This window comes from Nostoc sp. (genome assembly GCF_036919575.1).
Classification (GTDB): domain Bacteria; phylum Cyanobacteriota; class Cyanobacteriia; order Cyanobacteriales; family Nostocaceae; genus Nostoc.
The window spans coordinates 1-13,526 of the sequence record NZ_JBALBY010000057.1 but is presented as its reverse complement, the minus strand read 5'-3'; the positions used below and the strand labels follow the sequence as shown (position 1 = coordinate 13,526).

At 43.2% G+C, this 13,526-nt stretch carries 9 protein-coding genes; 6 read left to right on the top strand and 3 right to left on the bottom strand.

All coding sequences use genetic code 11. The features are described from left to right. Nucleotides 1-80 precede the first annotated feature (80 nt). Complete coding sequence (gene purD, locus V7K27_RS15770) at nucleotides 81-1,364, bottom strand: phosphoribosylamine--glycine ligase (RefSeq protein WP_334948735.1); 1,284 nt, start codon at nucleotides 1,362-1,364, stop codon at nucleotides 81-83. 590 nt (nucleotides 1,365-1,954) lie between these two features. Between purD and V7K27_RS15765 the strand changes: the two genes are divergently transcribed. After that, complete coding sequence (locus V7K27_RS15765; protein WP_334948733.1) at nucleotides 1,955-2,914, top strand: NAD-dependent epimerase/dehydratase family protein; 960 nt, start codon at nucleotides 1,955-1,957, stop codon at nucleotides 2,912-2,914. A gap of 88 nt (nucleotides 2,915-3,002) precedes the next feature. On the opposite strand, the gene V7K27_RS15760 is transcribed toward V7K27_RS15765, so the two are convergent. Beyond that, nucleotides 3,003-3,515 carry a hypothetical protein gene (locus V7K27_RS15760; RefSeq protein ID WP_334948731.1) on the bottom strand — a complete coding sequence of 171 codons (513 nt, stop codon included), beginning with the start codon at nucleotides 3,513-3,515 and terminating at the stop codon, nucleotides 3,003-3,005. A gap of 554 nt (nucleotides 3,516-4,069) precedes the next feature. Between V7K27_RS15760 and smc the strand changes: the two genes are divergently transcribed. From smc to V7K27_RS15745, 3 genes are all read left to right on the top strand, one after another. Beyond that, a complete protein-coding gene (smc, locus tag V7K27_RS15755) occupies nucleotides 4,070-7,714 on the top strand; it encodes a chromosome segregation protein SMC (RefSeq protein WP_334948729.1) in 3,645 nt (1,214 codons plus the stop codon). A 199-nt stretch (nucleotides 7,715-7,913) separates the two neighbouring features. Continuing rightward, nucleotides 7,914-8,912, top strand: a complete 999-nt coding sequence (locus V7K27_RS15750; protein ID WP_334948727.1) for a PRC-barrel domain-containing protein — start codon at nucleotides 7,914-7,916, stop codon at nucleotides 8,910-8,912. A 274-nt stretch (nucleotides 8,913-9,186) separates the two neighbouring features. Then, nucleotides 9,187-9,699, top strand: coding sequence for a hypothetical protein (locus tag V7K27_RS15745; RefSeq protein ID WP_334948725.1), 513 nt, complete (start codon nucleotides 9,187-9,189; stop codon nucleotides 9,697-9,699). A gap of 716 nt (nucleotides 9,700-10,415) precedes the next feature. On the opposite strand, the gene V7K27_RS15740 is transcribed toward V7K27_RS15745, so the two are convergent. Then, nucleotides 10,416-10,883, bottom strand: a complete 468-nt coding sequence (locus V7K27_RS15740) for a Crp/Fnr family transcriptional regulator (protein WP_334948723.1) — start codon at nucleotides 10,881-10,883, stop codon at nucleotides 10,416-10,418. Between the two features lie 661 nt (nucleotides 10,884-11,544). Between V7K27_RS15740 and V7K27_RS15735 the strand changes: the two genes are divergently transcribed. Both V7K27_RS15735 and V7K27_RS15730 read left to right on the top strand, forming a co-directional pair. Then, on the top strand, nucleotides 11,545-12,219 hold the full coding sequence (locus tag V7K27_RS15735; RefSeq protein WP_334948721.1) for a cadmium resistance transporter: 675 nt from the start codon (nucleotides 11,545-11,547) through the stop codon (nucleotides 12,217-12,219). A 230-nt stretch (nucleotides 12,220-12,449) separates the two neighbouring features. After that, nucleotides 12,450-13,088, top strand: coding sequence for a pentapeptide repeat-containing protein (locus V7K27_RS15730; RefSeq protein ID WP_334948719.1), 639 nt, complete (start codon nucleotides 12,450-12,452; stop codon nucleotides 13,086-13,088). Nucleotides 13,089-13,526: the final 438 nt, after the last annotated feature.

The following is a 13,526-nucleotide window of genomic DNA, read 5'->3' as shown; positions in this document are numbered from 1 at the left end:
GTCTACGCTTTCCTAACAGGGTTAGCGCATTTGGATGCAGAGCGATAAAATCTTGTAATTCGCCGTTAGCAAAGCTCCCTCTACTTCCCACTCATCACTCTATGCCCAATATCTCTCCGGTAATATATCCCTTCAAACTGAATATATTTGATCGCTGCGTAGGCTTGGGCGATCGCTTGCTCAAAATTTTCTCCGATTCCAGTCACATTTAATACTCGACCCCCATCTGTCACTAGTTCTTGTTGCTGGTTCAACTTCGTACCTGCATGAAATACAGTCGCTCCTGTTGCCTCTGCCTCGCCAATGCCAGTAATCACCTGACCTTTCTCATAAACTCCTGGATAACCGCCGGAAGCTGCAACGACGGTGGCAGATGCTCCCCCTTTCCAAGCAATGGGCGGCAATTCACTTAATCGCTGTTGTACACAAGCCAGAAGCAATTCTTCAAGAGGTGTTTCTAACAGTGGCAAAATCACCTGAGTTTCTGGATCGCCAAAACGACAATTAAATTCCAAAACTTTTAAATCGCCATCGGGTGCAATCATTAATCCAGCATACAACACACCTCGGTAGTCAATGCCTTTAGCTCGTAAGGTGGCGATCGCTCTTTCTAATACTTCTGTTTGAATACGTGCCATCAAAGAAGGCGTAGCAATCGGTGCTGGGCTATATGCTCCCATCCCGCCAGTATTTTCCCCCGCATCGCCGTCACCAATCCGCTTATGATCTTGAGCTGGCAGCAAAGGTCGAATTGTTAACCCATCCGTCAACGCTAAAACTGACACCTCTTGTCCAATTAAACATTCTTCAATAACGACAAATTCACCAGCACTGCCAAACTGTCCCTGAAAAATTGCATCAACGGCATGTTCTGCCTGTTCAACTGTTTCAGCTACCGTTACACCCTTACCAGCCGCCAAGCCATCAGCTTTGACAACAATTGGCGCTCCCTGAGATTTGACGTAAGATTTTGCTGCTGCTGCCTCAGTAAATACCGCAGCCCGTGCCGTCGGAATCCCTGCTTCTTGCATCAGAGCTTTTGCCCAAGCTTTACTCGCTTCAATTTGCGCTCCGGCTCTGATTGGGCCAAATACCATCAGTCCTTTGTTTTGGAGGTAATCTGTGATTCCCCTCGCCAAGGGGACTTCTGGCCCAACTATTACTAGAGTTATGCCATGTTCTAGAGCATATCGGCTCATGCCCTCAAAATCATCTACTGCTAGGGGCAAGTTCTGGCAACGTTCCATACTTGCTGTACCCCCATTCCCCGGTACACAGATAACTTGCTCAATTTGCTTAGATTGCAACAGTTTCCATGCTAGAGCGTGTTCGCGCCCCCCATTACCTACAACTAAAACTTTCACTGATTTCCTCGTGCGTCCCTTGCGAAACGAGAATGCCGTATTCGGCTCTCGCGGATCAATTTTTTCATTAATTCTCACATACGTTATGTGGAAAAGCCACGAAAAACCTAACCCCCTAACCCCCTTCCCTACCAGGGAACGGGGAAAATTCAAAGTCTCTCTCCTTTTAGGAGAAGCCACGAAAAACCTAACCCCCTAACCCCCTTCCCTACGTTCGCGTAGCGGCACGAAGTGCGGGAAGGGGGAAAATTCAAAGTCTCTCTCCTTAAAGGAAGAGAGACTTTGAAGTGAGGTTTTCCAGATAGCGTGAAAAGTCAGAGATGCTGATCTGTTTTAACTATTGAACTTCAACTGTTTTTCTTCTTGAAACTAAACTTTATTAATTAGTGAATTTATAATTTTTATTGTTAGCAATTACTGAATACATTTAGTAACTTATTTTAAATATAAATATATTAGTTGAATTATCTGTTATCTGGAAAACCGACAATAATGAATTTAAAAAAATCCTCAATTAGTAACGAATTATTGATTATAATTATTAACTTGTGAATATTAGAGATTAATCAGGATATAAAGAAATAGGCAACATGGCTAAAATTATCGTTACTGGAGCCGCCGGATTTATTGGTTCTCATCTTGCAGAAACATTGGTGCAACAAGGAGAAGAAGTGATTGGAATTGATGAATTCAATGATTACTACGATCCGATGTTAAAGCGTAAGAATATTATACACTTGCATCGTTCACCTGGCTTTAGATTAATTGAAGGAGATATTCAGTTTTTAGATTGGCAGAAACTCCTAAAAGATGTTGATATAGTTTACCATCAAGCGGCACAAGCAGGCGTTAGAGCAAGTTGGGGTAAAGCTTTTCGAGGTTACACAGAACGAAATGTTAATGCTACACAAGTTTTGCTAGAAGCAGCCAAAGATGCTAAACATCTGAAAAGGCTAGTATTTGCCTCTTCGTCGAGTGTATATGGTGATGCAGAAACATTACCTACCCACGAGGGAATTTGTCCTCAACCAGTTTCTCCTTACGGGATTACGAAGCTAGCAGCAGAATTTTTGTGTGAACTGTATTACAAAAACTTTGGCGTACCTTGTGTTACATTGCGCTATTTCACAGTTTATGGCCCCAAACAGCGCCCAGATATGGCATTTCATAAGTTTTTTAAATCGATTTTGCAGGATGAAGCGATTCCTATTTACGGCGATGGCCAGCAAACGCGGGAGTTTACCTTTGTTAGTGATATTATCGCTGCTAATTTAGCCGCCGCGATCGCACCCCAAGCAGTGGGAGAAATCTTTAACATCGGTGGTGGTAGCAGGGTAGTTTTAGCAGAAGTCTTGGATAGGATTGAAGAAATCGTCGGGAAATCAATCAAAAGAAACCACATAGAAAAGGCGATGGGAGACGCCCGCCACACTGCTGCTGATGTATCTAAAGCACAGAAAATTCTAGGATATCAGCCGCAAGTCTCCTTGAGAGAGGGTTTGACAGAGGAATGGAAGTGGGTAAAATCTTTGTATTCCCTATCCTCCTAATTTTCCTCATCCCCCTTACAAGAAACGCCTATGGGAAAAGTCAAGGTTCGTGTGCAAAACGGCGATCGCAAGAAAACCAGCCTTTTTATTATGAGGTATGTTGTTTTTCCAAAGCTCTGATTACATCTAGCCTCGTATCATCAGATATCCAGTCAACAGAATTGGGGTAGAGTTCTAAGATTTTGTTTTTGATAACAGTTAGACTAATTTCCAATTCTTTGCTTTTCAATGTTCTGGCGATACTATTCGCTTTACTTTTAATTTCTTCCTTTGACAATAGCTTGCTTGCCTGAGCAAAAACTACATCCTGGGATGTGGTTTCAGAAGCGATGGCACTTTCCAGCAATGCCTCATCCTCAATTTGTGCAATGGTAGGGGCAAGGGAATCTAGCCTAAGTTTCAATATGTCTATTTCAGCCTTCAGAGAATTTTTAATCTCGTTCATCGCATCCGCAAGGTACGCGGTTTTATTGTCTACTAATTCCTGAAATCTCTCATCATTGTTTACAGTGTTTACAGTACTGTTTACATCTATCCCTAGCGCGTCCAGCAAGACCCTTTTGGCGGTGGCGTTGAGTGAATCATCATCTACCGATTGCACACGCTCTAAAGCCTCTACAGCACTATAGGACTCCTATTTGATTTTTGAAAAAACTCAGTACACCCCGAAAAGGCTTCTTCCCCACTCCCCACTCCCCACTCCCTACTCCCTGCCTACGCAAATAAGTTCAATAATCAAAGCGGATTACTATATCATCAAGCCTGATTGAGAATATTCTACTGTCCATTCATGTGCATTGATGGAAGCGTGAGCGGTGTCAGGGAGAAAGATGAATGAATTTTACTATCCTGGGGTGTGCCGGCCAGCGCGATCGTGATTTTTTGATGTTTTATCCCAAAAAGTGATGTGAGTTTGTAAATAGAGGTATGTTTAAATTTAGTTGGACTAATAGTCCAACTAAATTTAAACATAGAAATAATAAGATATAACTCTTCCCTACCCTCTAAAAAGTGAGCATTTTTTGAGCCTTCATGCTGAGTAGTAGTTTATACCTTTTATTGACTCTGGGATGCTGAAATTAGCTCATTTGAGCATTGTGTGAGCATTTGTGGGAGAGTAAAGGCTGCAAAGGTTGATATTGTGCGGTTTTGCCTATGGTGCATATCAAGCGCGTGGAACTTACGAACTTCAAATCCTTCGGTGGCACTACCTCAGTCCCTTTGCTACCGGGGTGTACTGTCATATCTGGGCCAAATGGTTCCGGTAAATCTAATATTCTCGATGCACTACTATTTTGCCTGGGACTCTCCAGTTCTAAGGGAATGCGAGCCGATCGCCTCCCAGATTTGGTAAATAATACTCAAAAGGCTAAAGGACGGGCTTCTATTGAGGCTAGCGTCACGGTGACATTTGATTTGTCGGATGAAATCTCACACAAAGACACAAAGACACAAAGGGAGGAAGCAGAGGAAGATCAGGAGAATTCCCACTCCCCACTCAGTACAGACGCGATTAATCGCGTCTCTACCCACTCCCCAACTGAATGGAGTGTCACTAGACGGCTGCGAGTCACTCACCAAGGGACTTACACATCGAATTACTATATCAATGGTGAAGCTTGTACGCTGACAGAATTGCATGAGCAACTAAGTAACTTGCGGGTTTATCCTGAAGGCTATAACGTGGTGCTGCAAGGGGATGTCACCAGCATCATCTCGATGAATACGCGGGAACGTCGGGAAATTATTGATGAATTGGCGGGGGTGGCGGCGTTCGATCGCAAAATTGTCCAAGCCAAATCAACTTTAGATGAGGTGAAGGAAAAGGAAGATAGCTGTCGGATTATCGAGACGGAATTAACTGCACAGCGCGATCGCCTTTCCCAAGATCGGGCTAAAGCTGAGAAATATCAAAAACTCCGCACGGAATTTCTAGCTAAACAATCCTGGGAAGCTGTTTTATCATGGCGATCGCTACAAGCACAACAAGAAAAGTTAGTTAACGAAATTCAAACTGGCGATCGCAATTCTAGTGAACTCACTACCCAACTCACAAACCTAAATTCCGAAATCGTTCAAAAAACTGCTGAACTAGAACAACTCAATGCCCACGTCAAAGCATTGGGAGAAGAGGAACTTTTGGCGGTACAATCTACCCTCGCCACCCAAGAAGCAGAACGTAAACAACTCCAGCGTCAGCTAACGGAATTAGAAACAGCCTCCCAAGAAACAGCCAAACGTCTAGCTCAAACTCAACAAGAAATTCAAAAACACCGTCTTTCCCTAGAAGAAATTGCCGAAACACACATTGTAGAGACGCGATTCATCGCGTCTTCCCAACACCAAAGAAATGAAGCCCACCAAGCCTTAGAAACCTCCCGCGAAGCAGCAGCAGAAATCGCCTCAGCTTCCGAAGCGTGGGTACAGCAACAAACAGCATTCAACCGTCAAATTGAAGCTTTGCTGCAAACTCTGGAACCGCAACGCACCGAACAAGCACAACTCAGGGAACGCGATCGCCAGTTACAGCAGCTGATCCAAGAGCAAACCCAGTTAATTGAACGTGACGAACCCCTTTTAGCAGAAAAACAAGCTGAGTGTAATCAAGTTGAAACGGAATTTAACGCCTCTAGCGAACCCATCCAAAATTTAGCTCAAAATCTTTCAGCTACAGAACAAGAATTAATAATCCAACAGGAAACCCAAAAACGGTTACTTTCTGAACAACGGGAAAAACAACGCCAGTTGGATAAAATAGAGGCGCAAGCGCAGGCACAGCAAGAAGTCCAAGGAACCCAAGCTAGTAAAGTCATTTTACAATCGGGAATGCCTGGACTTTGTGGCTTAGTTGTGCAGTTGGGAAGGGTGGAACCTCGCCATCAGCTAGCTTTAGAAATGGCTGCTGGTGGACGTTTAGGACATATTGTGGTAGAAGATGATGGAATCGCCGCAGCCGGGATTGAACTGCTCAAACAGAAACGTGCAGGGAGGGCGACTTTCTTACCACTGAATAAAATTCACGCTCCCAAATTTACTCAAGATGCAACGCTACGTTTTGCCAACGGTTTCATCAACTATGCCGTTAACTTAGTCGATTGCGATCGCCGCTACAAAGATGTATTCAGCTATGTTTTCGGTAACACAGTAGTATTTGCCAACCTTGAAGCGGCGCGGAAAAACTTAGGATTGTATCGCATCGTCACCTTAGACGGGGAACTTCTGGAAACTAGCGGTGCGATGACTGGTGGTAGTAATACTCAGCGTTCGGCATTGCGGTTTGGGAATGCGGAAGCGGCGGAATCTGATGAAGCGATCGCTTTCAGAAGTCGCTTGGTGGATATTGAGCGGGTTTTAGAGCGTTGTACTGAAGCGATCGCAACTTTATCAACCAGAACCAAACAACTCACCCAAGAACTCACAGAAGCGCGTCAAGCGCGGCGCGAACAGCAGTTGCAAAGGGAACAGTTGCAGAAAGATATTAAGAGTTTAACAGGGCAATTAGAGGGGACGCGATCGCAACTTTCCCAAAACAGCCAAAAGTTAGCCATTGCTCAATCTCGATTGGAAATTTTAGAGCGGGAATTACCGGGACAAGAAAATCAGTTGCAACAATTGCGACACGCTTTAGCCGAGTTGGAAGCATCTCAAACCCCCAGCGAATGGCAACAAATCCAGGCGACAATTAAAATTCAAGAGCAACAATTGCAACAACGCGAAACAGCATTACGCGAAGCTGAACAAAGATTAAAAAATTTAGAAAATCAGCAACAACGTTTGCAAGAAAAAATCCAAGAAGCAGAAACGCGAATCACCGAATACGAAACCCAACAAACCTCTTGTAGAGACGCGATTCATCGCGTCTCCACCCAAATCACAACGATAGACGATCAAATCACCCAAACCCGCGCCAACCTAAGCCTTCTGGAACAAAATTTAGGAGAAGAAAAACAAAAACGCGACGCCACAGAACAGGAAGTGCGATCGCATCTTTTGCGCCAACAACAATTGCAATGGGAAATCCAAAAACTCCAAGAAACCCAACAGAAGCGGCGGGAGGAACTAGCTGCATTGCAAAGTCAGTTGCGGGATGTGGGAGCAGAATTGCCGAATCCGTTGCCGGAAGTTCCAGATCAGGTAGACTTGGAAGAATTGCAGAAAGAATTGCGATCGCTTACCAAACGCTTACAGGCAATGGAACCTGTGAATATGCTGGCGTTGGAAGAATACGAACGCACTCAAAACCGCCTCCAGGAACTCACGCAAAAATTGCAAACCTTAGAAGGGGAACGCACCGAATTACTTTTGCGGATTGAGAATTTTACCACATTGCGGCAACTTGCCTTTAAAGAAGCTTTCGATGCTGTCAACGAAAACTTTCAATCGATTTTTGCCATTCTTTCCGACGGCGACGGCTATTTACAACTCGAAAATCCCGAAGATCCCTTTAGCAGTGGACTGAATTTAGTCGCGCACCCCAAAGGTAAACCCGTACAGCGCCTAGCTTCCATGTCTGGGGGAGAAAAATCACTCACCGCCTTGAGCTTTATCTTTGCCCTCCAACGCTATCGCCCATCGCCATTTTACGCCTTTGACGAAGTAGATATGTTTTTAGATGGGGCAAACGTAGAACGATTAGCTAGAATGATTAAACAACAGTCACAGCAAGCGCAATTTATAGTTGTGAGTTTGCGTCGTCCGATGATAGAATCAGCCGAACGCACAATTGGCGTTACTCAAGCACGAGGAGCTTACACTCAAGTTTTGGGGATTAAGTTACAATCATCCAATACATCTGCTTGAGTTTTTGTTAATAATAGTGTATAGATAAACCACGTAATGTGTGACTTTCTCTCAAACCTAACCCCGAACCCCTTCCTTAAAAAGGTTGGGCAGCAAAAATCAAAGCCTCTCTCCCTGTGGGGGAGAGGTTTGGAGAGGGGTGACAAGAATAAGTCGCACATCGCGTTAAACCGGATTCGAGATCAGGACTCGGTATAGAATGACCTCTGAACAGATAATTAGGCGTTCCGACATATTAAATACCCAGGTGATTACCCGCGACAACGGCAAGCGGCTAGGCATCATCAGTCAAGTCTGGGTAGATATTGATCAACGAGAGGTTGTGGCTCTTGGTTTGCGAGACAGCCTGATCTCTATTTCGGGCATACCGCGCTATATGTACCTCAACAACATCAACCAGATTGGTGATGTCATCCTGGTTGATAACGAAGATGTAATTGAAGATATCGAAGTTGAATCTCTCAGTAATCTGATTAACTGGGAAGTAATTACAGAAACAGGTGAAGTATTAGGCAAAGTTCGGGGCTTCAAGTTCAACGCCGAAACCGGGAAGCTTAACTCTATAGTCATTGCTTCTTTAGGATTGCCCCAAATTCCCGATCAAATTTTGAGTACTTACGAGTTCTCAGTGGATGAAATTGTCAGCACTGGCCCCAATAGATTGATTGTGTTTGAGGGAGCCGAAGAAAGAGTAAACCAGTTGACAGCCGGTTTACTAGAGCGCCTGGGTATCGGCAAAGCGCCGTGGGAGCGCGATGCAGAAGAAGAATACGGCTATACTCCACCGCGTACAATTGCACCACCCAATCAACTGCCAACTGGAGTGCCATTGCAGCCACCCAAGCAGAGAGTTCGCGCCCCCGAACCCGTAGCGCGGGAAGAGGAATGGAATGAAGATTATGTGGAAGAAGAAAGGCCACAGCGTCAGGTAATGAAGGCGCAGCAGTATGAATCTATTCAATACGAAGAAGATGAGGAAGAAGATAACTGGAGCGAGGCAACGGGCAGCGACAGGTATCAACAACCCCAGCAACCGCTAAAGTATGAAGCAAAGCCCTATAGTAAGCCTTATGCTGATGATTACGATGATTATGACGATGTAGAGGGCGATGCTTGGGAAGATGCACCGAAGCCGGTGAATATTCCCAAGAAAGTCAAGGAAAGACAGCCAGAATACGAAGAAGAAGGCGGATATTAATTAATTCGTAATTCGTAATTTAAGCCAAAAATTACGAATTGTTTCTCACATAAGTTCAGCCCTCTCTTTGCAAGCAAGGAGGGGGCTAATTTTTTGGGTTTATAAAAATTTATGTGTGTATAACTACACTTTTAAGTATATGCTTAGTAGCAGGATACTAGGGTGGTAAAACAGTGCTTCATGTTTTCATTTCAAAAAACTTCTGATGATGTTCTTTTACCGCAGAATATTAGTATTTTGGAGATTTCTAGTGTAACAAAAGGACTTAAGGCTAATGAAGATAAAACAGTTTATTGCATCTACTTTAACTTTGTTTACTACAACAGTGTTATGTTTTCCACTAGTACAGTCTACTGTAGCTCAAGCTCAGACAACTAGTACTGCTCCTGCTCTTTTAGTATCTAAAGTGACAGACTATCTTTTACCAGAAGACTTTAGGGTATATGTTAGCGCCCAAGGGGGTGTTGTCAACTGGCCAGCGCCTGGATATATAGAGAAAATTTTGCCCACCGTTAACAAGTACACATTGCAAGATGGTGGTTATATTGCTTGTTATTCTCACAATCAAGAAGGAAGTATTTATTCTGTTGGTGGTGGAATTTATGTAATGGGTCAAATCCGATTACAAGGTGGATATATTGGGCGGATATTTCAACCCAAAGGTTATGAAGGTAAAGATATTAGTGCTGCTCAAGAATTCAAAACTCTTTGCAATCAGACATTTCCTGCTGCACGCTCTGGAGGTTGGGCTGGTGGTGATACTGGCGGTTGGTTTGGAATCCAGTAATATACAAGCGATTTGAGTAGTACCAGCGTTCTTGAAGAAGAATTCAGCTATTCTGAATTCAGGAGCGGAGCCGGAGACAAACGACAAGCTCCGGTCCCAATCTTTCAGTCGGGGATTGGGACCGCGCAGGAATTGAAGACCACCAAATCTACGATTTGGTGGGGGTATTAAACCCGGTTATTCATCCGCCAGTCATACAGAATACCTAACATGAATTCTGACTCCTGACTCCTGAATTCTGTTTGATAATTCCATTCATGTAGGGCAAGTAAACTTTGAAGACTGATCTACTTTTACTGCTGATACCAAAACTTGGTAAAGTTATTAAGATTCTCCAACAGAGGAAATCTGCTCTGAGGAATTTTTATGAAGTTAAATGTACATTTACGATACAGCACTTATGTCCTCAAACTAGTTACAATCGCTCTGGTAGTGGCGATCGCTTTTATAGTCACACCCTTGGTTAAACCTGTTTGTACCCAGTAATGCAGTTAACAGTTTTGTTGGTGAAGTCGCTGCCACGTTAACGCTACGCTTGTAAACGAAACTGTACTTAGTACACGTCACCGTAAAAGGGGTTCGCAAATATTCAGACTTGATGTTGGGTAACACTAAAGTTTTACTCAACCTACGAATAATTAAATTCCATACCCTTTTTGTGGTGTTCTGTACTTAGTAGTGTTTTGGAAGCTGCACAAGAACCAAACCACTATTTCTCACTCTCTGCTAAAACCCCCCGGATTTGTTCGTGGCGAATTCGTTACACTCATATCGTCATTCAACCTGCGAATCAGACGGGATAACTCACGAATGATATTCACCGCAATTTCGGGAGTTTCTTCGATCGCATCATAAAGTTGCTCTTGTGTCAGTTCTAAAAATTCACAAGGTTCCAGAGTCGTTGCGGTGGCGGAACGAGGTTGAGTATCAAATACTGCCATCTCACCAAAGTATTTTCCCTGTTCCACCTCTGCAAGTTGTTTATTTCCAATGTGAACTTTAACTCGACCTGACACCACAATATAGAGCGATCGCCCTTCTTCTCCTTGTCGAAAAATCGTGTAATTAGCCGGAAATGACAATTCGTTCATTACTGAAGTCAGCCGCACAATAAAATCATCCCGCAATTCCTTAAAAATCGGGACTCGCCGGACAAATAATAAACGGTCAACACTGGTTAGCATAATTACAAGTTAAACATAAAACATTACTGTAAATTTTAAAACTCAAGCCAGGGCGCGATTAGTCATATTAACCGATGTTGAACGCTAGTAGGCAAAAATATCGGAAAATTTACCGACAGAGAACTACTTAGCATCTCTTCAATAGGAGCGATGCCTACGGCGGTAAACTACGCACAGAAGTTTCTCAAACAATAGCTCAGTATTAGGTATTCTCTCGTTCCCAGGCGGAGCATGGTAATGGTTGATTAGAAACTCTTTTTCCAGTCAGGCATTGAGTCAGAGTCTCAATGAATGCATTCCCATGCGGAGCATAGGAACGAGGAAACGAGGAAAAACTAAGAAAACACATGGTCAAGTTGTCAATCAGTTTTGTTTATCCTTTTAAAAAATAAGAGTATTTGCTCTTATTTGCTTGCAGGCCATAATATTAACTTCATGAGCTCCCAAGGTACCTTGCTGCGAAAAAAATCACCAATTTGATTAGAGGCGTAGTTTACCGCCGTAGGCATCGCCTCTAAAAACTGGGGAATTGGCTAATGACTAGCGAACCTCGATCGGTTCTCGTTAGGTAAAACAGTCAGAAAATCTCCTTCTCTGCCCTGACATTGAGAAGCCGAGAAGAACTAGGACAAACAGCATTGAATTATTGTGAGCAACAATTATGACTTGGCTAATTAGTACATTAATTATTGGAATCTCTGCCGCTTTTGCAACCACCTTTGACGACAATTTATATTTGACAGCTTTCTTCGGAAAAGTCAATCGCAGCTTTCGTCCTAAGCATATTGTGATCGGTGAATTTCTGGGATTCACTGCCTTAGTGTTTGCTAGTCTCCCTGGTTTCTTCGGCGGTCTGATTATTCCAACCACCTGGATTGGTTTGCTAGGTTTGCTTCCCGTCGCCATTGGTATCAGTAATCTCATCAGTCGAGAACAACAGGAAGAGACAGTGCAAGCTGTGTCAGTTGATTTAACCTCTCCTACCCAATCTGGACGCCAGAAGAAATCACTATTAGCAACCATCCGCGATCCGCAAACTCACCGCGTTTCCGCAGTCACCGTTGCCAATGGAGGAAACAACATTGGAATTTATGTACCGTTGTTTGCCAGTAGCAATCTTCCAAGTTTAGGTGTAATTCTGTGTGTTTGCTATTTGACTGTTGGGGTGTGGTGCTTACTCTCTTATTACCTGACTCGTAATCCTCTGATGGCTCCGGTTTTAACTCGCTATGGTCGGAAAATCTTCCCGTTTGTCTTAATTTACTTGGGACTCTCTATCTTAATTAAAAGTGAAACATATCGACTTTTACCTAGTCTGGCAATGCTTTCCAATTAGGTCTGAGGCGATGTCTACGACGGGCTGTTCGGTGACGCACCTGCTCGGAAAACTCAACATTCTTGATGGGTGCTATCCAAAAAGATTTTTTAATCACTTGAATTTATCAATTTGAATCAAAATAATATTTGCTCTTATCAATCAATTTATCTAAAGTGAGAGTAAAGCACATTATTGATGGCTTCTATAAAAGCAAACCCACCACTACGAATCATCCTAGGAAGAAACTAATGAATCAATCAAATTCCAAAAAATTAACTCAGTGGATTGTCACAGCAGTATTTCTGGTACTTGTAGCAGGAATTTCTCTGTTTGACCAACCCAGCGTTAGAGCTCAAACACTAACACCATCCATACCTACAGAATCTGAACTAGCTCCAGAAATATCTCCAGATACATCACCAATGGAGTCTTTAGCAGCACCAGCAATATCTCCGGTTGTATCTCCAATAGTGTCTGTAGCAGAAAACGTGAGATATTTACTACAAACCAATGAATGTGTCGGCTGTAACCTGACTGGAGCAATGCTCAAGGACGCAAACCTGCAAGCGGCAAACTTGGAGGGTGCTAACTTACAAGATGCAGACTTAGAAAGGGCTAACTTACAGGAAACAAACTTACAAGGGGCTAACTTTCAAGGAGCAGATTTAGGCAAGGTCAACCTTTTGGGAGCAAACCTGTTGGGAGCAAACCTATTTGATGCAGACCTAGAGAAAGCCAACCTGATGGGAGCAAACCTGCAAACAGCTAACCTACAGGGCGCAGACTTGGAAAAGACAAATCTCACAAATGCAAACATCCAGGGGGTTAACCTGATGGGCGTTGATTTAGAAGATGCGATCAGACCGGAAGGATTCGCTATTCAGTAATTAAACTGAAGTTCTCGGTGCAAATTTAATAAAAAATTTCAATTGCCTGATTCAGTAATGAATACAGGCTTTATTTTTTAAAACGTGAGTTCGACAGGATTTTTTCTACTGATAGGATACCGTTACGTGGGCTTTTTTACTTTTCAGACATCCTCTAAAGATGCTTCAACCTAATAGTGAACTAAATGTATTTGTTTACAGATGGAATGGTGTTCACTATATGCATGACTTTAACGCTCCTAGAAAAACTAGTGGTCTGTCAAACCCATTTTGACGGTTGGAGAGACGCGATAAATCGCCGTCTCAACAGAAAATTTATTCGTCAATTATTTCTTGACAGACTACTAGTAGTCTATGTCATTAGTTTTGATGGGTTCTGTCCTATCGTTTTATAATAACGATGTGTCGGCATATCGGGACACGAGTCTCCGTGCGATC